The following is a 21,372-nucleotide window of genomic DNA, read 5'->3' as shown; positions in this document are numbered from 1 at the left end:
ACTTAGAATCTACTATAAAATATTATATTTTCAATTATAATTTATTTTTCTTAACTTTATAACTTGGAACCCCTGGGCCCGCATCAATAATTGCTTGTGGGAAATGATCATAATTCTTAAAGTTTTCAACAAACATTTCTACTAGTTTACGAGCTGTTTTATCATATTCACTTTTATGCAGCCAGGTTGAACTTGGGTCCAATAATTCTTGTGGAACCCCTGGACAAAACTTTGGAATATTTAGATTAAAGAATGGATCTGTTTCATAAGCCACATAGTCTAGATCACCATTCATTGCAGCATTGATCATTGCTCTTGTATATTTTAATGGAATTCGTTTTCCAATCCCGTAAGAGCCGCCTACCCAGCCTGTATTTACTAAAAATACACTTGCTCCAGATTTTTCTACGTGTTTTTGAAATTGTTTTGCATATAGTAAGGGATCCAATGGTAAAAATGGTTCTCCAAAACAAGTTGAAAATGTCGCTTGTGGTTCTGTGACACCATCTTCTGTCCCTGCTAATTTACTTGTATATCCTGATACAAAGTGATATGTTGCTGAATTTGGATCTAATTTAGAAATTGGTGGTAAAACACCGAAAGCATCAGCTGCCAAAAAGAAAATTGTCTTTGGCGGTTTGCCGACCCCACTTGGTTCGATATTTGCAATAAAATGTAGCGGATACCCTACTCTTGTATTTTCTGTAATCGAATCATCGTTGAAATCAATAATGCGGGTGTCTTCAAATAACTGAACATTTTCAGCAACTGCCCCAAATCTAACTGCATCCCAAATTTCCGGCTCATTTTCTTTAGATAGATTAATACATTTTGCATAGCAGCCACCTTCAAAATTAAAAATACTTGTTTGCGACCAGCCATGCTCATCATCACCAATTAATTTACGTCCTGGATCAGCAGATAAAGTTGTCTTTCCTGTTCCCGATAAACCAAAAAATAGAGCTGTGTTCCCATCACGTCCAATATTAGCAGAACAATGCATCGTAAAAACATTTTTTTGTGGTAGTACAAAATTCATGACACAAAATATACTTTTTTTAATTTCACCGGAATATCCTGTTCCCGCAATTAAGACAATATGTCGTTCATAGTCGATCATAACAGCAACTTCACTATTTAACCCTATTTGCGGATCAACTTTACATTCTGGTGCTGCTAAAATCAAATAATCTTCTTGAAAGTGTTGAAGTTCACGAGGCGTTGGTTTAATCAATAAATTTGAAATAAATAAATTTTGACTTGCTTTTTCATTGATAATTCTAAAAGCATATGAATATTTAGGATTAGCTCCGGCATAGCCATCAAATATATAAATATCTTTATCTTTAAAATGTTCAATCATTTGTTGATATACTAAATCAAATTTTTCACGTGATACTGGTTTATTCACTTTTCCCCATGCAATCAAATCATGAACAGCTGGAGTATCGACAATATATTTATCATCTGGCGATCTTCCCGTACGCTTACCAGTATGAATGCATAATGCCCCAGCACGACTTAAACGGCCTTCCCCTTTTAACAAAGCTTTTTCTACTAATGATCCTGGGGGAATATTTCTAAAAATAGATCCTGTTGTGACAATACCATACTTTTCAATACCGTATGTCTCCATATAAAATACCTCCTTTTCTTTTTTTGCCTCCTAATAAATATCATACAAGGTAAATAGTAAAAAAACTAGTTATTTTAAATAATTTTTTATATTTTATTAATAAAAAAATGTATGTAATTAATAATATATCTCTTACATACTTTAATATCTAAAATAATCAAAAGTTTCATATTGAATAATAAAAAACAGATATAACTTTAAATTTTATAATCTTTTAATTAAATCTCTCTATTACATTAATGATCCAATTAATAAATATTCATAACTAATCAAATAAAACAAATCCTAAATGATAAATTAACTCATGAAACATTTTCGTATTAAACCCATAACAAATACAATCAAAATATTCTCCATCCCAGTCATTATTTAATTTATCCAATAATGGCTGTACCTCATCTTCTAATAAATCACAAGTACAATAAAATTCACTATGATCTTTTAATCCTTGATATTGTCGGGCTGGCGAAATAGAAAATTTAGGATCAATATTTAATAATAATTGTTTGATCATCTCAATATCTTTATCTGCTTCACTTGCAATAATCACATGTAATCTAGCTAGCATTGTTTTTCACCTCTTCTTTATTTAATATTTTAATTAAAAGTAAGCCACATTTGCAACTAATCTGATAATTCTTCTAATATAATATGTCTTGTTAAATAATATATTTTTATTATATAACATTAACGTTAATTTTAAAATTTCTATTTTCTTTGATCCATAAATCATATAGACATGGTCTAATATTGTATCATCAATATTAAGCAGAAAAAAACCAGCAGGAGATCCTACCAGTTATTCACTAACAATAGCACTTTCAATAATCAAACGACTTGCTTTAACACGATTAAAATCATGTTTTAAATTTTCACGTTCAACATGTTTTAATACTTCTTCTTTAGACATTTGATTATATGAAGCCAGCTTTTCAATTTGTTCTTCTAATTCTTCAGCAGTTGTATCAATATTTTCGATTTTTATAATTTCATCAATGATGGCTTCAAAAATAGCTTGTTGCTTAGCTGATGGTTCAACTTGTTGACGAAATGCAGTTTCATCCATATTCATCATTTGTAAATATTGTTCTAACTGCATCCCTTGTTGAGCTAATTGCATTGTAATATGTTGAAGCTGTTTTTCTAAAGCAATTTTTAATTCATCATCAGCTATCTCAACATCACTATCAGCTAAAACTTTATCAAAAATGGCATTTTCTTTTTGTGATTGATATGCTTGATCATATTGTGCTTGAAGATTAACCTTCATACTTTCATATAAATCAGCAACTGTTTTTAATTCTGGAACATTTAAAGAAACAACAAATTCATCATTTAATTCAGCTTCTTTTTTAGTTTCAATTTTATGAACTGTTACTTTAAATACAACATCAGCTCCTGCTAAGTCCTGAGCGCCATAGTTTTTAGGGAAAGTAAGATTTAAATCTCTTGTTTCACCTTTTTTCATCCCAATCATTTGCTCTTCAAAGCCAGGAATGAATTGACCAGAACCAATTTCTAACTGATGACCTTTAGCACTACCACCTTCAAAAGCAACACCATCTTTAAATCCTTCAAAATCGATCGTTGTAACATCGCCATTACTAACTTCACCATCTTTTTCTTCAAGAATTGAATTTTGCGCTACTAATGCTTTTATTTGATCATCAATTTCTTCTTGAGTAACAGATTGTTTACTTACCTTTACTTCGACATTTTTGTATTGTCCTAATTTATTTATTTTACTCATTATCTTTTTCCTTTCTTTATGAGGTCTATTAATTGTAACATAATTATATCTATTTAAGCAATATAACTTGATTAACTGATACTCTGTTTATTAATTTACTTTTTTTATTACTTTACAAGGATTACCACATGCAATGCTATTAGCATCAATATTTTTAGTTACTACACTCCCTGCACCTATTACACAATTATCCCCAATTGTAATTCCTGGTAAGATTACTACATTACCACCAAGCCAAACATTATTACCAATAGTAATCTGTAAAGCCTGCTCTAACCCCTGATTTCTTGTTTGAAAATCTAAAGGATGATTAGCTGTATATAGACCACATGACGGTCCTATAAAGACATTATCACCGATTGTAATCTTGCCACAATCCATAAAATAGCAGCTACTATTAATAAAAACGTTTTTACCTAGTTTAATATTATTTCCATAATCACACATAAAAGGACTAATCAGTTCTAAATTATTAGGCTGATAACCTAATAATTTAATAATTAATTCGTTTCTTTTCTTTTTTTCTCCAGGCCTTGTTTGATTAAGATCAAAACATAAATCTTTAGTTTTAATTCTTTGTTCAATTAAATATGTATCATTATTAGCATCATACCATAATCCCTGTTCCATCTTTTCTTTTTCAGTCATCCCTATATTCTCCTGATATATTTTTACTTTAAAATATTTAAAATAAATTTTTTATAATCATCAATAAGTCCTTCCTGATAACCAAATGAGAATGTTTCTTTAATAGTCTTTCCAATCAATACAAGTTCTTCTATAGTTAAAGAATTCAACATTTGTAAACGTTTATCTAAAATCTCGATTTGATGAACTTTTATTTGATCAAATAACATTTTATTATAGCAGCATAATATCAAAGTATCATATTTTTTCTTTAATTTTTCAGCTATGATTAATCCTTCGGGATCAAAATCACCAGCATAATATAACTGACACTCACTTGTTATTAATTTATCTAATAAAAAATAAGTACACAAATTAATTTGGCCATTACTGCAAACAAGAGCTATATCCAAATTATTTTCCTTAATGAATATACATAATACTCGAAATACTGAAGGATTTTCAACAATAAATACAGGTGTTGCAATAAATTTTTCATCAATATTTTTTATATTATAAAAATTCATATTCCATGGTTCATAAGCATCATAAAAACCTTTCCATGTTTGATTTTTGCCATATGGTAAAAGATGACAAATATAGCAATAGTTAGATAGATCATCTTTTAAAATACCTGCTTGATAAAATATTTCAGAAATGATTTCACTTGTTTTGAATTCTAACTTTATTTTAAACAGAAAACTAATCCCTTTTAACAACAAATCTTGCGCAAGATCCTCATCAAAATAATGAGGATCCTTAGTTATTCTTTGAGCAAATACTGCTAATAATTCTAATTTTTCTAAATATACTGGTAAATTATTCAAAGCCTTACACACATATATAAGAATATTTTGATAACGTATATGATTATCTTCAAAAAATCTTTTTGTAAAAGTATCATTTAAAAAATAATAATTTAACCAGGTATAAGCTCTAGTATCAATAAATTGTTTTAATAAATCAGCTTTAAATTGGTTAAATTGCTGGTCATGATGAGTCTTAATTTCTTTTTTAGAATAAATTTTTTGATTTTTTAAAATTTCAATAGCAGTTAGAAAATCAGCTTCCTCAAATTTTGTTGTCTTTAATCTTTGTTTAAACTGGTGATATGTAATTTCAAGTTTTCCCTGAGATAAATCACAACCTAAAAAACCACTTAAACAATGTTTTTCATTTTCATTTAAATCTAATAAACAAATTTTACCACCAAAACGCCCATGACTTTGATATTTACTTATCCAAGCATCAACAAATCTTTGAAAGCCAGTATCATTTAGATATTTAGCAAGTTCTTCGTCTATTTTCACAAAAATTTCACCTTTTTCTTATGTCCATTCCAAATATAAGCTACAACAGTTACAAAAGGAGCATTATTTGGTCTAAATAATTCATATATTGCTAGTGATGGACATGATGGATAGTCACCCCATAAAGATTGTGAATTCATTATATAATCGAAATCAAATTTAGTTATTAAAGCAAACATATTATCAATATTGTTTTCGTCAACACCTGCAAAAGCTTCATCCAAGGCAATTAAAATTGGTGCATCATCACGTGCACCTTCAAATTTTGCAGCAACTGCTGAAAATAACGGTACATACATCGATAAAGCCTTTTCTCCACCGCTATAAGCATAGAATACATGTGATGTTAATTCTTTACGATTTTCATTAGGCTTTTTAGCATATAAAGTAAAATCAAACCATTCACGATAATCCATAACTTCTTTCATTAACTGGTGAAATGATGCTGTAGTATTTTCATCTTGACTCATCTTTCTTGCTGAGGCAATCTTTGAACGGAAATGATTTGATATTTTTTGGCGATCACTTTCTTTTAAAATGCGATAATCTTTTTCCAACAATTCTACTAATTTAGAAGTATCTAGTTGTTGATCATCAATTGCCTTACGACTTTTCCATTTCAAACTTAATTGTAAACCACTACTAGTATTCATCTCATCCATATATTTTTGCATTTTTTCAACCCAGCGCCGACTTATTTGAATTTTTTCACGAATTTTCTTTCCAATTGTATTAACAAGAATCTCTTCAAAAATATGTCGATCTTCTTCCACAATCAACATTTCCTGCATCTCAATATTTTCTTGTAATACTACTAATAAGTCTAAAAAAGCAATCTTTTTACCTTGATTAATAGCTTTTAAAATTAAACGATTAGAAATATCTTCAACACTATGACATAAATCAACACTTTCTTGAACAACATTATATTGTGAAAGATAAGTAGTTTGTTCAAAATAGACTCTTTGTAGATCATTTTGATATTCAGCCATATTTTTTCTTATTCCAAATTGCTGTGACAAAGTTCTTAATTGTTTCATTAAATCTTTTTCAGTTAATTTTTCTTTGAAAATAAATTTATAATCTAATTCCTGCATTAAAATATCTTTATAAATTTTCGTAATTTCATCTTGTTTGACTTTCTCTAACTGTTCAATATTTAATGATTCTTCTAAATGTTTAATATCTTGTTTATAAGCTATGATTTTATCATTAAATTCTTGAGCTTGTTGATATAATTCGTTTAAGCGTTCTTGAATCAAAGTTGTTTTTTCAACAATATCACTATATCCTGCTTCATCTAATTGTTTTTGTAGTGAAGCTTTTTTACTTTGAGCTATTTCAATTTTTTGTTGATATGAGTCTATTTCGTATTTAAGTTCATCTAAATCAATCGTCAATTGCTCAAAGTTATCTTGTTCTAAATTTTTTAATTCAAGATTTTGTAATAATTTTGTATATCCATCTTTGAATTTTTCAAAATATATTTGATAATCTTGAAGATCTTTTTTACGTTCAATAAATGCTTCTTTTTGATTTGGTAAGTTCATTTGCATGGCAAAATCATTTAATTTTACATAAATACTTTTTACTTTTTCTTTTTCAACTAATAATTCTTTTTCAATCTCCTCTAGCTGTTTTTGTAAACTTATACAACTTGATCTTAACTTTTCAACCTGATCAAATTTAGTATTAAGTTTTTTTTCATCAATAAAACTATCATGTTCTTGATCAAGCAGTTCAAGATGTTCTTGGTATTTTTGTTGATTAATAAGCAGATTATTTTTAAAAATTTCTTTTTCTTTAATTTGTTTATCTAAATTTTCAATCATTTCTTGTTTTAATCTCATTCTACGCTTATAACCAATATATTTAGCTTTTATATTATTAGCTAAACTACCTTCAATGATTCCTGATTGAAAATAGCGATTAGTTAAAGTAATCTGTTTTGTGTTTTCTATTTTTAGCGACGTTAAAATATTTATCAATGATTCTTGTGTAATAGCATCATGAAAATAAACAGCTTCTAATGTATCAAGGGGTTTTGAAGTCCATAAATAATAGTCATGACATCCAGCTGGAGCCTCTAGTACTATTTGTTTATCATCTTGATGGACAACTAAAGCATCTAAAATATTCATTTGATTTAAAATTTCTTCAATTCGATTTTTTTCACTTTCTTCCATTTGATCGTCAAAATTTAATAATTGATAAAAAGGAATATAAGCAATATTATGTTCTTGAAGATACTGACGGTTTAAGATTTTTTCAGATGTTTTTTCGGGTTCCAAATCTTTTAACTCAACCCACTTATCTTTTTCCTTTTTTAAATCTATTATCTTTTCTTCAATTAATTTGATTTGATTAGATAGTGATAGTATTTGTTTAGTATAATTTGTTAACATCTGTTGATATCTATCATTGATCATTGTTTTTATTACAAAATAATCATGAGTTTCTTCATAATCTAAAAGATGATTTCTAAGTGTTTCCATTTCTTGATTTGATAGTTTTATCATTTGATTGGTTTCATTGTATCGATGATAAAATTCAAGATATTCTTCAATAGTTTGATGATATTCATTTTCTGCTTTTTCAATTTCTGAATTTATTTTATCAATTTCAATTTGATAGTTACTTTGTCGTTGTTTATAAAAATCTAATTTTAATTTTTGTGTATCATATTCATGCCATTTTTTTATTCCTGTTTCTATTGTATCTAGTTCTTTTTTCAAAACTTGACGAGTATAAGAAAATTCAAATTCTGTTTTTTGATTTTTAAAACAATCTTTAAGTGCAATATGTTCACTTAATGAAATATTTTCATTAATAAATTCCATTTCAGTTAAAGCATTTTGACAATTGTTTTCTTCTTCATCAATGTTATCCTGATATTGCTTAATTCTTTTTTTAGAAGCAAAATAGTTATTATCTTTTTGTTCAAATGCATTATTTTTCTTTTCTAACTGTGTGGAAAATTCTTTAACATCTTGACCTAATTTTTCAATATCAATTAACCATTTTTCAATATCATTATCTTTTAATACAAGTAATTCATTATTTTTTACTTCTGTTTCAACTTGATTACTTTTTAATTGTTGTTCTAAATTGTTAATATCTTGAAGAATATTATCTTTTTTAATACTTTTATCTTTAATTGTTTGATCAATTGCCGTTAGTTTTTGAAATTCAATAACATATTTATGCCATTTTTCTAATAAGAATGCCCGATTGTAAGTTTGATATGCTTGTTCAAGTTTTTTAGCTGCTGTTAAACTTTGTTTTAGACTCTCTAATTTATCTTGTAATGTATCCATATTTATGATTGCTTCACTCATTGGCCGGAGCTCTTCATCACTTAAAGGTTGTAATGATTTACCAAGAATTTCATTAATTCTTTGTGGTGATAAAGAATTACTTAATTTAGGAGAACGAAGCTGTAATAATAAACTTATTGCATCGCTATAATCGTCGAGACTTTCAAATCCAAATAAAGCCTGATTAACCCGCTTCATATAATCACGTTGTGATGTAATTAATTGTTCACCGATAAGATTTTTTAATTGTTTTTCAGTTAAAGTATAATGATTTTCCATCAGTGAAAAATCAATATTAATCCGGCGATTATCTTCAATTACAAAATACCAGGATTGTAACGTTTTTCCTTTTCGCGCTCGAAGTCCCATTCCAATTGTCTTGTAAAGCTCGCTATCCTGGCGTTTAAACTCTAAATAAAGATATCCAATCCGCTCTTGACGATCACTATTTTCATCAATCAAATATGTATCCATTTTCCTAGACCTAGTACCAAAAGGGTCTAATCTTTCACTACTTTTATTTCCATCTAACAATAATGGTATAAAGCTTTGCATCGTAACTGATTTACCACTTCCATTACTGCCTCTTAAAAGCATATGTCCATTTTCAAATTCAAAAACTTCATTTTCATAACACCAAAAATCCACTAACCCCATTCTATTCATGTGCCAGCGACTTACACTCATCTATTTTACCTCCTCATCAAATTCTCCTACTAACTTTGCTATAACAGGATAAATAAAAACTTTTTTGTCTTCTTCTTTTGCAAATCCAATTTCAATTAAACGATCATAGACAATTTGAACTAATTGATCAATATTCTTTTGACGATATGTTGAGGGTAAATACTGATGATGTTTTTGAATTACAATCTTGATTCGTTTTAAAATTCGTTCAATATCATCACTATATATTTCCTGATCATTAATTTTATAATCATTATTCTTGATTCCTTTTCTAAATTGACTACAACAAATAACAACTAATTCATCTAAAGCATTATTTTTAGGAAACATTTTACCAATTTTTACTTCATCATCTAAAATAAGATATGCACTTGACTGATATACTTGTAAATCACAAGGAAAAAGTTGATTAAAATCGTTTTGAATTCTTTTACGATAATGTCTAATGTATGAAAAATCATCATTCAATTCATCATTTTCACGATATATTCCACATGATAATAATAATCTTCGGTAAATTCTCTGTCTTCTAACTATCCCACGATCTTGATTATTTTCATCGATCCACTCATTTTGCATAAATTCATTAGGTTCTTCCCACTCAAAAATATCTGATGCAAAATTACGCATAAAATATCTTGACAATCCAGTGTTTTCAAACAAAGCTTCAACCTGCTGATCTTGAATAAAGCTATCTGTATTTCCATCATCTTGAACTATTAGCTGTTCTTTCATACAAAACTTTAATACATTGACTAACATCTTTCGATGAGTAAACTTCAGCCAATATTCTTCATTGACTCCAAGTTGTAATTGAACAAATTCTGTTAAATGGGATAAAATAAATTGTTCTTCAACTTCACGATCTTCTAAAAAAATCAAAATATAACAAAAAATCTGATATTCTTTAATATCCTGGAATTCTGTTATTCCCATCCATGATTCTGGTTTTCCAGGAATTTTATCTAATCTAATATATTGAGGATGAGAGACTAGAGAATATCCTGCTTTATCTTTAAATAAATTTCTTAATTCTTTTATATTATCTTTTATTTTATAATAACGATCTCGATCATCACGTTTTAATACCCATCGCTTGGATAAAAGAACTTCAATATTATTCATTTGCTCTCTCCTTAAAAACTATCTTAAAAGCAGGCATTTCAAAATCACCATCCTGACATTTTAAAACACAGCTTTTATTTTCACAACTTTTGTCAATATAATATAAATCTCCATAATCATTTTTAGCCACCAAAGATTTTTGTGCTAATCCTTTTGATAACCATGATAATAAAATTTTTCTAGTGATTGCATCAATTTCTGATAATTTAGAAAAATCTATTTCATTGTTAATAATTAATTTTTCAATTTGCTCTTTTTGTTTTGTTAATTCATTTTCCAATTCTATTTTTTGAATTTTTCTTTCGATTGTATAATCCTTTGCTGGTTTTCTAACATATTTTTTTCTAATAATTCTAGAATGAGGATCAAAACGAATAAACGAAGGTGCTTCTTGATATACTCCAGCATTAATATCCTCACTTATCCGAGGCTGAATATGCATTAAATGTAAACTATCTGCTACTCCAAAAACATATGCGCTCATACAATGCGCCTCATTAATATCTTTGCATTTCCCAAAAACTCTAGCTATATGCAAATATTGCTCTTTTCGATTAGAACCTCGGTTTATCATTTCTGATATTTGTTGTGCGTACCTAGTCATTTTACGAATAATTTCATTTGTAATGTCATAGAGTTTATCCATTTCGCTATTTCCATTTTGACCACAAAACCAATAATGAAGACTTTGCCATTTTTCTTTAAAATTATTATAAACATCTTCATAAACTAACTGACGATCAATGCGTGGTATAGAAACCTCATATTTAGCAGCTTGTTCAAAAATAATTTCTAAATCAGCATCTTTGATTTGTAATAAAATACCCGAAATTAAAGTACCTTTATCTTGCATGATCATAACAAAAGTTCGTAAATACATAATAATTTTATCTTTATAAACTAAAAAATCAGTTGTTTTCATTAATTCTTCGGCTTTAGCACTATTAAGAGTTTTAATATAATCCTGATAATTTTGATTTAGTCTCACAAAATCATTCATCAATAACTGTAACCAGCCATTTATATCAACTGCTTTTTGATCTTTGATTTTAGAAATTTCTAATAATTGTTTATATATTCTTTCTAATAACGTTGGTTCTAACGAAGCCCCAACGTTTTCTAAGTTTTCAAGCTCTAATACTAATCTTTCAATTCTTACTGTATATTCACTTAATTGATAACGATATTTTTTATTTTTAAAATCTTCAATAGTACGAACTTTATTACTATCCTGAATAGCTGTTAAATTACCCCAATTAACTAACATTTGAAGATCCTGTTGACATTGCTCAATTGTATATTCCTGGTATCCATCTAATTGATGGATTATTTCATAAACATCTTCTTTATGTAACCAATAATGTATTTTTTCATATTCTAAAAGAAAAAATCTGATGATTAATCGATACCGATCAACATTTTCAGCTCTTAAATAGTTTACTTCATATATTGGTTTTGTAAGTTTATCATATATTTCCATAACTTTTCCCTCTAATTTTAATACCTAGATTATAGCAAATCTCGACCACTTATACTAGAGTAACTAAATTAAATTTAGTTAAATTTAGTTATTATATATTATAATTATAAAATAAAAATTAATGATTAAAAATAGTGTTCCATACAATGGCTAGATTATTAATACTATCTAATTTTATTTTTAGCTTTATTCGAGCAATATTTACATTCCATATAATGGTTAGATTATTAATTTTATACAAAATATAGATATACGGATCTTTGGTTTATTTACATTCCATATAATGGTTAGATTATTAATCTTGTATCAATTTTCACTGCTTCTAATCGTTTGCTTATTTACATTCCATATAATGGTTAGATTATTAATGATAGAAGTATCTTCTGTAATTTCGATATCTGTGTAATTTACATTCCATATAATGGTTAGATTATTAATCTTGGCTCCCATATTGTACGCGTTGTGAGCCCCAGTATTTACATTCCATATAATGGTTAGATTATTAATTTTCTTTCATATCTGTTACAATGTTATAAGCTCCCTATTTACATTCCATATAATGGTTAGATTATTAATCCGTTAAAACAATAAATTATTAGAAAAACTATGTAATAAGTATATCACTTTTCCTTTATTTAAACTACTTATATACAAAAATACAAAATTAATTACTATATTTTCAAAATATTTCTGTCGATTCCTGGGTATTTTTACAGAATGGAGATCGACTAAAATCAATTTATAGAAATTGATCATCATCTTCTAACCTTTTTGTTATAAACTCCTTTTTCATCCAAATATTATTTCTTCCATAAAAAACTAGACATGAATCTATATCTTTTAATAAATATTTATTCAATTCTGTTGTTAAAGAGATATATTGTGCTCTATCTAATTCACCTTCAAATACAGAATTTTGGATATGTTTAAGATATTTTTTACATGTTTTAAAAACATATCTCTGTCTTTTAGCATAATTTTCTTCTTGTTTTATATCATATACTATTATTAAATACATATTACCACCATATTTTAAATCCGTCATACACTTTTTCATCAATTAAATGTTTGATAAGTTTGTATAGTTCTAATCGAATTAAATGCTTATAAGATACATTGCGATTTAAATCTTTATGTTTAATTGATCTTGTTAATGTATTTTCTAATGCTTTTATAATAATTTTTGTTGTTGATTCTTTCATTCTATAATAGCCATCATCATCTTTATAAAAATTATCTTCATTAATCATATTCTTATTTAATAATGAAAATATAGTTCTATCAACAATTAGAGGTTTAAAAACTTCTGAAATATCTAAACAAAGAGAAAATCTTTTATCTGATGGCTCATGTAAATAACTAATAGTAGGATTTAATTGCGTTTTATATATTTCTGATAAAGTCTTTGTATAAATAATGGTATTCATAAAAGATATAAGCGTATTAATTAAATTGTCTGGGGGTCTTTTAACTCTTTTTTCAAATTCAATTTTCTGATTAATGATAATCGGCCAAGCTTCATAATATACTTTTCTTATATTTCCTTCTAAGCCCATTAACTGTTCTATATCTTTAGTTAAAATAATTTGTTTTCTAAAAAATTCTATTTTATTTATATATCCTGATAAATCTTTATCACGATTATTATAATATTTTAAATTTCTTAAAATATTATAACTAGCTGCTTCAATAAATTTTTGTGCTATAAATAATCGTTCGTTCAAATCTTGATATTTTTCTACTTGTTTAACTAATAAATTTCCTGATACTAATGTTTCTTTAGGATAAAAAGAACCAATATAAAAATCATAATAATTATAAAAATGTAAACATATTTTCTTTTGTGATAGAAAAGATAATAATGTTGTATTAATAGATACTGTTCCAAATATATAAATGTCATAAACACGTTCAATTGGTATGTATTTTTTATTTTCATTATTTATTAATATAAGTGAATCATCCTTGCGATGAAGTTCTCCACCAGAAAAAATATAATATGACTGTTCCATATTTTTAAATATAGCACAATTCAAAATATGCGCATTTCTTACAAAATTTTTGATTAATTGTTTGAGGTGGAATAACTTTATTACAAATTTCTTTGATATTTTCAAGCTGTCTTTCAATAGTTTTTATATCTTTTTCTTCTAAAATTACTATTTCTTTTAAATTTTCTTTAGGTATTAGTAATTCACCATGAGCATCTACATTTTTATGTTTTAATATATATAAATAATATTTTAATTGTTCAATTGCCATGTCTTTTTTTGCCGAGCTTTTTTTAATTTCACAAATTACATTATCTCTAACAATATCAATACAAACCAAATCATCTAAATATAAATGTTTTTTATCACGTTTATAACTTTCCTCATCAATAATTTTACCAATCATTACATTTTCATTCGTATCTTCCATTACTATATCTTTTGTATAAAACCATAATTTACGATTACACAAAAAACTATATGAATACATAGTTCCATTTATTCGTTTCATTCATTTCATTTCCTTTCATATATACTGTTCCTCCTCATCTTGTTTTTTACCAATTATTAAACCATTACCTAATAGCATTAATTCATCAAAATCATATAAAGAACTTGTTTTATAAATATTCATTCCATCAATTAAACTAGTATGGTCAAACCATTTGTATTCTTTTAGCGATTTATATATAACATAATTAATACAATACTCATCTAATTCTTGTAATAATTTAAACTTCTTTATATTATCTTTTTTTAAACTGTTTTCCTTTATTTGATCAATTAATTCTTCTAAATTATATCGTTCATATATAATGTCTGGAATTAATTTAACACTATGAATATTTCTAAATTTATCATTTGAATATTCTAAGCTGCATGTTAATGGATGAATATTTTCTAGATTTTTTAATTTAATAGTATATGCTTGAAAATAATTTGTATCTTTGATCTCATCTTTTTTATATATTTGATCCATACAATTTATCTTATCTTCTTCTGTGAAGATTTTTTCATTATATTCATCTAAATATCTTAATGTTCTTTCAAAAATCTCTTTATCATATACACTTCCAATTCCATTTTTTTCAGTATACACATAAACATTTGTTTTTTTCTGTATATTTTCTCTATTTCTAAAAACTCTTCCCATTCTTTGAATTAGACTATCAATTGATGATAAATAGGTATATAAAATATCAAAATCAATATCTAAGCTTGCTTCAACAATTTGTGTAGAAATACATATACCAGGATTATTCCTTTTAGCAAAATTTATAATTTGCTCTTCTAATAAATTACGATGTTTTTTTATAAAACGTGCATGTAGTAAATAAACATTAACTGTACTATCAGCTAACAAGTTATATACATTTTGAGCTTTAGCTACAGTATTACATATAACCAAAACTTTTTGATATTTACCTGCCTCTTTAATATATTCTATATCCTCTATTAAATCTTTATTTATTACTTTTATTTTATGACGATTGAGATTATCATTTGTAAAAGTTTCAAACTTTATATTACAATCTTTTAAATCATTTAATACAAATTTTGGTAATGTTGCTGTAATAATTGCAAATTTACCACCAATTTTATGAATCAAGTTAAGTGAATAAACAATAGTAGCTAAAAGCTCTGGTGAATATGATTGTAATTCATCGATAATAACTTTGCTATAATGCATTGTTGCTAATAAATGTTCTGTGCCAAAAGATTTATATGCAAATTTAAAAATTTGATCAATAGTGCAAACAGTCAATGGATAAGATAGATTTTTTGCAAATTGATAATTTAACGTATCATCTTCTTTTTCTTGATAGTTTCTATTTTCTTCATAAAATTGATAACAATCACTATGTAAAATTGCAACATTTTTTAAATATTTCTTTTTAATTCGATCATAGATAGAATTAGCTGATACTTTCATTGGTAGTGTAAAAAATCCTTTTTCTTCATTTAGCCATAACAAAGCACCTTCTGTTTTACCACTACCTGTACTCCCTATCACAATAATATTTTTATCACTATTATTTTTCATAAACTCTTGTAATGGTCTAAGACTATCAAATTCTTTTATAATATTATTGCATATAGATTGTTCTGGCTTAAATTCGACTGGTAAGTTTCCACTTGCATTCCAATCGCATTTGTTTAGTATTCCTTTAACTAAGGCATATTGGTACCAAAATTTAATATCCATATTATAGTTAAACTCATGATTATAAATATCAATTAAATTTGTTGTTTGTAATTTAACTTCTTTTTGAAAATAAATATTAGCGTTTTTTTGTAAATATTTCATACTATAATCTTTTATTTCAATATCTTTAAAGTCATCTCTTCGATGATGATAATAAATAGCATTTAAAACAACCTTAAACATCTCTTTATTTTTAATTTGTTCTTTATAATCTTTCCAATTAATTAATAATATACTTAAATATCCATGAGGAATTTGTTTTTCTGTTTTTTTATTATTTATACAATCTTGAAAAACTTGATTTATTTTACCAATATCATGATAATGACAAGCCATTTTAATCATTTTAATTTCATCATCATTAAAATATTCATTTTTTAAATCTAATAAATCATTAAATTTATCTTCTACCATTTTGGTATGTTCATCTAATTTTATTTTAGGTGCTGATTTTGCATAAAATTCCATTTTTTTTCCTACCTTTTTTAATAAAAAGCTCCTTTTTGGAGCTTTACGCTAAAAATATAGTATAACCATTTTGATCACATACAATTAAATGCCTATTTTCTCTAACTATAGCACCTTGGGGTATAAGCTTAACAGGTACTCGATTAATCCAAACTCTTTTTCCATTCTTTTTAATTGCATATTCTTTAGATAAATTATATTGAGTTGATGCGTTGGGACCAAAATCAACTTCATCAAGATATTTCATCGGAACATACTGATCAAACTGGATATTTATCTCGTCAACTTCTTTTAAATCAACTATCTTAACTTCATCAATATTCAGTAAGTCTTCATGCCTACCCAAAGATAAATAATATTTAGGATATTTTAAACCTTTATATACAATCTCAAAATCATCATCATTAGGGATAATATGTATGACTAATTCAAGTTTTGATATTAATTCACTATGAGCAATTCCTTTAACAATACCATATCTCATATCATCTAATTCAAACCATATATTATGTCTTGAAGCCTCATATTTTGTATTTTGATTAAATGCATAACGAGTATATAAATCAGAAATATGTGGTCCAGCATTCCCTTGAATACTAATTTTCATATCATGATATTCTTTAAAACCACATGCAGTATGAATCATTCCAATAACAGTAGAATAAGGTGGTAATGGATAAGTTTCTTTAATCAATAGTGATGTAGGCTTTTTAAAATTAACCAATTCTTGTTTACACTTAATACGTATAGCTTTATTCATAAGTTTTTTTCATATCCGCTATAATAGATTCAAAAGCTTCCCCAACACTACTTGCATCTAATTGTGATTGAATCTTGTCTTCATTTGCAAAAATTCCTTTGATTAAACCAGTTTTAACAAACTTAGCATCTTCACCCATCATAGAAATAATACTTTTTATAGAATCGGTATTGATTTTACCATCATTTAAAGAAATTGCATTAGAAAAGAACGGATTTTTTCTTGTAAACACACCACCAACAACAAATAATGGTGATAAATTTTCTCTTCTTCCTTTAATATCACGATACAAAAACATTACCGTCCTCAACAAATTTTCAACCCGCAAAATTTTTTCTTCTTTTGGTAAAGAGATTTCACCATCTTCTCCAACTCGATCTAAGTCAACCGTAATTGTATAAGCATAAAACGATTTATGAATTTCACTTTGAGCAATTGCATTATTATTAACCCCAATTCGTTTCGCCAAACCCATATTAGTCAAAAAATCCAAATCAGAATTAAATGTTTCTAAAGATACGGCATTACTCAATCTTACAACAGCACAACGAGATGATGAACCACCTGCATTATTATCTTTTTTTGAAAATGTTTTCATATAACCAAATAAATCAACCTCAGGATATTTATCAATAGAAGCATCAGCTGCAAACTGTACTACACCAGATTCATTTGAAACTGGTGTATTATCCCAGCCTAATTGTTGAATAATATTATATCGTAATGCTTGTCTTGAAATATAAGTATACTGATTGTTATCACCTCTTGAATATTTTTTCAATACTGTTAAATTTCCTATTCCTTCACCAAAATTTGCACTCTCAGCAGCAAAAATCATTGTTAAAGTTAAGCCATTTCTATTCATTTATTTCTCCCTCACTTTCTTTAGGATCATAATAAGATCCCTTTAATCCCAACAAAAATGCATATGCAATATCTTTTCCTTTTTCTTTATCATTTTTTATTGATGCAATTGATGATGGCATCTTTAAATTTAAAGTTATATACATCCGTAAAATAATATCAACAAATTTATCTCTATTATCAACACGTAATGCATTTGTAAGCTGATAAAACATTCCTCTATAATTTTCATCAACATCAATTTTATCATATTGTGGCAATTTTCTTCTTAATGAAGCTCCATCTTTAGTCACTCTATATAAATAATTCATATTTTCACCTCTATTAACTATATATTGAATATTTAATATTTTTCTTGCGTAAGCAATATAATAATTATTTTTAGAATTTATTAAACTTTGTTTTATTAATAAAATAATCACATCATACAAATTCAATTTATTCATTAATCGCTTAAGTATTTCTTCAAATAGATTAATAAATTCTTCATTTATTTTAATCACATTAATTGATATAAAATAATTTAATTCTTTTGTCACTTTTGAATTTGATAAAATTTCAATTAAAAAATCATCCATTATATCAAATTCATACTTTACCTCATCATTCTGTATCCTTCTAGTAATAACTTGAATATTTTTATACTGCGCTGTACGTTCTTTACAAAGCCTATTATATTGGATCATTTGATAAATTTTATAATATTTTCCTTCTAATTTTTCATTTTCTCTAATTTCATTTATATTATTCAGTCCATATATTGAATTTTCACTACATAAATTATCAATACTATCATTTTCATTAAAAAATAAAAAATCCTGATTATATTTAATAAAACCTAACGGGGTCAAAGCATATAAAAATGTACATATTGGGCATAAATTCATATCTACATTAAAATTATATAGTGCTGATTTTTTTCTAGCTAAATCATCTGCAAAATCTTTCATAAATGAAATTGGAACGCCTTTTTTAATTGGTTCACCGCATTCAATACATTGATCTTTCATCTTACTAATATCTTGATCAAGATAATTCAGTAACGGTAAAACAAAATCATCATTAAAGCATTTCTTCATATCTTTTTTAGCATTATTTCTTAGCAAAAAACTTCTTTCCCAAAATTTATTAATAAATTTGTAAATTATATTTTTAAAACAGAGTGTTTCATGAACAATAGGCTGTGCTAAAAATTTTTGAAGTCGCATTAAATTATTATAAGCACCTGTATCAATATCCTGATTTTTAAACATTTTACTAACAGCCTCATAATAAATCTCAACATCATCAATTTTTTCTTTAATAATATCTATTCCTGTTTCAAAACTTGCAGAGCCTAATTTTTCAGACACAAATTTAAGATTATTTTGCCATTCATCTATAGCATTTGATTCAACTAATACATCATATTTTTCAATTAAATAGCTAATTTTTTTATTAATAGTAAACAAAACAGTATCATTATAAAATCTATTTATCATACTATTAAAATACAATTGTGTTAAATCTACTTTTTTTAAATACTCTCTTTTTATACTTAATTTATTTGCATCAATAAAATAATGTTCACCTTCAATAGCATTTTCATCATCTTTTAACAATGTTACAAAACCCACTATACCTGCATTTTTTAGAAAATCACCTGTTAATATTTGGATAAAATCATCATTTTGCACTAACACTCCCTCCTCTCTAACCAACAATTTTAAATTTACCCAATCCTGCGGCTCGTCTACTACCAATACCAGTTTGTAATAATACTGATATAATGTTTGGATCACCTACTATTTTTAAATATCCTAGAGTTGCTGTAGCTTTATGTCTAAATAAATTTGTTACTGTTTTTTTACCTTTTACTATAGATATCTTTAAATCAAAATCTGTATAACCTAAATCTAAAAGCATTTGTTTAGTGATTTTGTTTAACACATCTTCAAAACAATTATTATCAATTCCAAGATATTTATCTTGACCTGTATATGCATACCGAACAACCAATGGACTTTCCATTTTAACTATAACTTCATTATCCAAAACTTTATTAAGTTTTTTCATTGAAACCTTTACTAACTTCATAGAATTTCTATTCATTGAAAAACTTGATCTATTATTTTTATAATTTATAAATGCATTATAAAATGCTAATAATTCAGAAAAATCTGCATCAGTAAACTCTACAGAAATTGTATTATTAGCCAAATACACTAATCCATCTTTATATTGTATAGAACGCATTTTAACACAATAAGTATATTGTCTGACTTTTCTGTTTTTCAATTCATATAACTTTTCATATAAAATTTCATTATCTGTTTGTAAAGCATGTTTGATCCAACTTGCAACTATGATATTAATCTTATCTGGAATAATATTATTTTCTAAAATAAAATCTAATTTGATACTATACACTTTTTCACCACCTTTCTTATGCTATATCTAAATTTTATAATTAATTTTGTCAAAAATCAATCATAAATAATAAATACGGTTTATAAAATACTAAAAATAAATTTATAAATTATTTTTTTACTTTTTTTCTTAAAAATTTATGATAAAATAAGGAGGTCAACGGAATGTAAATTATTTTTTATTTATGATTTCTTAATAATCTAACCGTGACTCGGAATGCTATACATTATATCTTTAATACATTATCTTGATGATAACAAGATAATGTATTTTTCTTATAAGCTACTTTCTTTTCAACATATTATAACTTTAAAATTATAAACCATTACATAATTTTTATAACCTATAGATAAAGCACTAATTTACATTCCATATAATGGTTAGATTATTAACACTAATTTCATTTTTACTTCTGTAAATACTACCTACATTTACATTCCATATAATGGTTAGATTATTAACCTTGATACTTGCTATATAAAAGCCATTGCTTTGATATTTACATTCCATATAATGGTTAGATTATTAACTAGCAGCTGCTACTGGTACAGCGTAGAATTCGATGAATTTACATTCCATATAATGGTTAGATTATTAACTTTGTAACATTGCCTTTGGCACCTTTTTTAACAGTATTTACATTCCATATAATGGTTAGATTATTAACTTTGTAACATTGCCTTTGGCACCTTTTTTAACAGTATTTACATTCCATATAATGGTTAGATTATTAACGCCCTAA

General features: G+C 26.2%; 16 protein-coding genes and 2 CRISPR repeat arrays (1 of these 18 only partly in view). All 16 genes read right to left on the bottom strand.

The window, feature by feature from the left end; translation table 11 throughout:
- Positions 1-34: 34 nt before the first annotated feature.
- Positions 35-1,636, bottom strand: a complete 1,602-nt coding sequence (pckA, locus tag OC535_RS04620; protein ID WP_227051700.1) for a phosphoenolpyruvate carboxykinase (ATP) — start codon at positions 1,634-1,636, stop codon at positions 35-37.
- A gap of 265 nt (positions 1,637-1,901) precedes the next feature.
- Positions 1,902-2,204 carry a hypothetical protein gene (locus OC535_RS04615; RefSeq protein WP_027088757.1) on the bottom strand — a complete coding sequence of 101 codons (303 nt, stop codon included), beginning with the start codon at positions 2,202-2,204 and terminating at the stop codon, positions 1,902-1,904.
- Positions 2,205-2,435: 231 nt separating this feature from the next.
- Positions 2,436-3,386: a trigger factor gene (gene tig / locus OC535_RS04610; protein ID WP_498823291.1), complete on the bottom strand. Its 951-nt coding sequence runs from the start codon at positions 3,384-3,386 to the stop codon at positions 2,436-2,438.
- Positions 3,387-3,476: 90 nt separating this feature from the next.
- On the bottom strand, positions 3,477-4,034 hold the full coding sequence (locus OC535_RS04605; protein ID WP_227051705.1) for a sugar O-acetyltransferase: 558 nt from the start codon (positions 4,032-4,034) through the stop codon (positions 3,477-3,479).
- Between the two features lie 23 nt (positions 4,035-4,057).
- On the bottom strand, positions 4,058-5,323 hold the full coding sequence (locus OC535_RS04600) for a TIGR02679 domain-containing protein (RefSeq protein WP_227051706.1): 1,266 nt from the start codon (positions 5,321-5,323) through the stop codon (positions 4,058-4,060).
- Positions 5,320-9,327, bottom strand: a complete 4,008-nt coding sequence (locus tag OC535_RS04595) for a TIGR02680 family protein (RefSeq protein ID WP_498823290.1) — start codon at positions 9,325-9,327, stop codon at positions 5,320-5,322. The genes OC535_RS04600 and OC535_RS04595 overlap by 4 nt, the downstream gene beginning before the upstream one ends.
- On the bottom strand, positions 9,328-10,452 hold the full coding sequence (locus OC535_RS04590; protein WP_227051710.1) for a TIGR02678 family protein: 1,125 nt from the start codon (positions 10,450-10,452) through the stop codon (positions 9,328-9,330).
- Entirely contained in the window at positions 10,445-11,932 is a 1,488-nt protein-coding gene (locus OC535_RS04585; protein ID WP_498823289.1) for a TIGR02677 family protein, read from the bottom strand. Before OC535_RS04585 ends, OC535_RS04590 begins: the two co-directional genes overlap by 8 nt.
- 199 nt (positions 11,933-12,131) lie before the next feature.
- A CRISPR array of direct repeats spans positions 12,132-12,508; the repeat unit is 33 nt; unit sequence ATTTACATTCCATATAATGGTTAGATTATTAAT.
- Positions 12,509-12,671: 163 nt separating this feature from the next.
- Entirely contained in the window at positions 12,672-12,950 is a 279-nt protein-coding gene (gene cas2, locus OC535_RS04580) for a CRISPR-associated endonuclease Cas2 (RefSeq protein WP_227051714.1), read from the bottom strand.
- Position 12,951: 1 nt separating this feature from the next.
- Positions 12,952-13,944 (bottom strand): type I-B CRISPR-associated endonuclease Cas1b, encoded by a 993-nt coding sequence (cas1b, locus tag OC535_RS04575; protein WP_498823288.1) that lies wholly within the window; start codon positions 13,942-13,944, stop codon positions 12,952-12,954.
- Positions 13,945-13,948: 4 nt separating this feature from the next.
- Positions 13,949-14,434, bottom strand: coding sequence for a CRISPR-associated protein Cas4 (locus tag OC535_RS04570; protein WP_227051718.1), 486 nt, complete (start codon positions 14,432-14,434; stop codon positions 13,949-13,951).
- A 15-nt stretch (positions 14,435-14,449) separates the two neighbouring features.
- Positions 14,450-16,597: a CRISPR-associated helicase Cas3' gene (cas3, locus tag OC535_RS04565; protein WP_227051725.1), complete on the bottom strand. Its 2,148-nt coding sequence runs from the start codon at positions 16,595-16,597 to the stop codon at positions 14,450-14,452.
- A 43-nt stretch (positions 16,598-16,640) separates the two neighbouring features.
- Positions 16,641-17,357 (bottom strand): type I-B CRISPR-associated protein Cas5b, encoded by a 717-nt coding sequence (gene cas5b, locus OC535_RS04560; protein ID WP_227051728.1) that lies wholly within the window; start codon positions 17,355-17,357, stop codon positions 16,641-16,643.
- Positions 17,350-18,222 (bottom strand): type I-B CRISPR-associated protein Cas7/Cst2/DevR, encoded by an 873-nt coding sequence (gene cas7i / locus OC535_RS04555; protein ID WP_227051730.1) that lies wholly within the window; start codon positions 18,220-18,222, stop codon positions 17,350-17,352. The genes cas5b and cas7i overlap by 8 nt, the downstream gene beginning before the upstream one ends.
- Positions 18,215-19,897 (bottom strand): Cas8a1 family CRISPR/Cas system-associated protein, encoded by a 1,683-nt coding sequence (locus tag OC535_RS04550; protein ID WP_498823287.1) that lies wholly within the window; start codon positions 19,895-19,897, stop codon positions 18,215-18,217. Before OC535_RS04550 ends, cas7i begins: the two co-directional genes overlap by 8 nt.
- A 16-nt stretch (positions 19,898-19,913) precedes the next feature.
- Positions 19,914-20,630, bottom strand: a complete 717-nt coding sequence (locus tag OC535_RS04545; RefSeq protein ID WP_227051734.1) for a CRISPR-associated endoribonuclease Cas6 — start codon at positions 20,628-20,630, stop codon at positions 19,914-19,916.
- 360 nt (positions 20,631-20,990) lie between these two features.
- Positions 20,991-21,372: a CRISPR direct-repeat array (repeat unit 33 nt; unit sequence ATTTACATTCCATATAATGGTTAGATTATTAAC); it runs 202 nt beyond the window's last position.

Source organism: Clostridium sp. Marseille-Q5894 (assembly GCF_946902305.1).
Taxonomy (GTDB): Bacteria; Bacillota_I; Bacilli_A; order Erysipelotrichales; family Coprobacillaceae; genus Thomasclavelia.
Note: the sequence above shows the minus strand (reverse complement) of the source record. Positions and strands in the feature narration are given on the sequence as shown.

Coding starts and splice junctions, on each gene's coding strand:
- OC535_RS04585 (WP_498823289.1), bottom strand. CDS start 11,932: ATGGAAATATATGATAAACTTACAAAACCAATATATGAAGTAAACTAT.
- cas3 (WP_227051725.1), bottom strand. CDS start 16,597: ATGGAATTTTATGCAAAATCAGCACCTAAAATAAAATTAGATGAACAT.
- cas7i (WP_227051730.1), bottom strand. CDS start 18,222: ATGAATAGAAATGGCTTAACTTTAACAATGATTTTTGCTGCTGAGAGT.
- cas5b (WP_227051728.1), bottom strand. CDS start 17,357: ATGAATAAAGCTATACGTATTAAGTGTAAACAAGAATTGGTTAATTTT.
- tig (WP_498823291.1), bottom strand. CDS start 3,386: ATGAGTAAAATAAATAAATTAGGACAATACAAAAATGTCGAAGTAAAG.
- pckA (WP_227051700.1), bottom strand. CDS start 1,636: ATGGAGACATACGGTATTGAAAAGTATGGTATTGTCACAACAGGATCT.
- cas1b (WP_498823288.1), bottom strand. CDS start 13,944: ATGGAACAGTCATATTATATTTTTTCTGGTGGAGAACTTCATCGCAAG.
- OC535_RS04605 (WP_227051705.1), bottom strand. CDS start 4,034: ATGACTGAAAAAGAAAAGATGGAACAGGGATTATGGTATGATGCTAAT.
- OC535_RS04570 (WP_227051718.1), bottom strand. CDS start 14,434: ATGAAACGAATAAATGGAACTATGTATTCATATAGTTTTTTGTGTAAT.
- OC535_RS04590 (WP_227051710.1), bottom strand. CDS start 10,452: ATGAATAATATTGAAGTTCTTTTATCCAAGCGATGGGTATTAAAACGT.
- OC535_RS04615 (WP_027088757.1), bottom strand. CDS start 2,204: ATGCTAGCTAGATTACATGTGATTATTGCAAGTGAAGCAGATAAAGAT.
- cas2 (WP_227051714.1), bottom strand. CDS start 12,950: ATGTATTTAATAATAGTATATGATATAAAACAAGAAGAAAATTATGCT.
- OC535_RS04595 (WP_498823290.1), bottom strand. CDS start 9,327: ATGAGTGTAAGTCGCTGGCACATGAATAGAATGGGGTTAGTGGATTTT.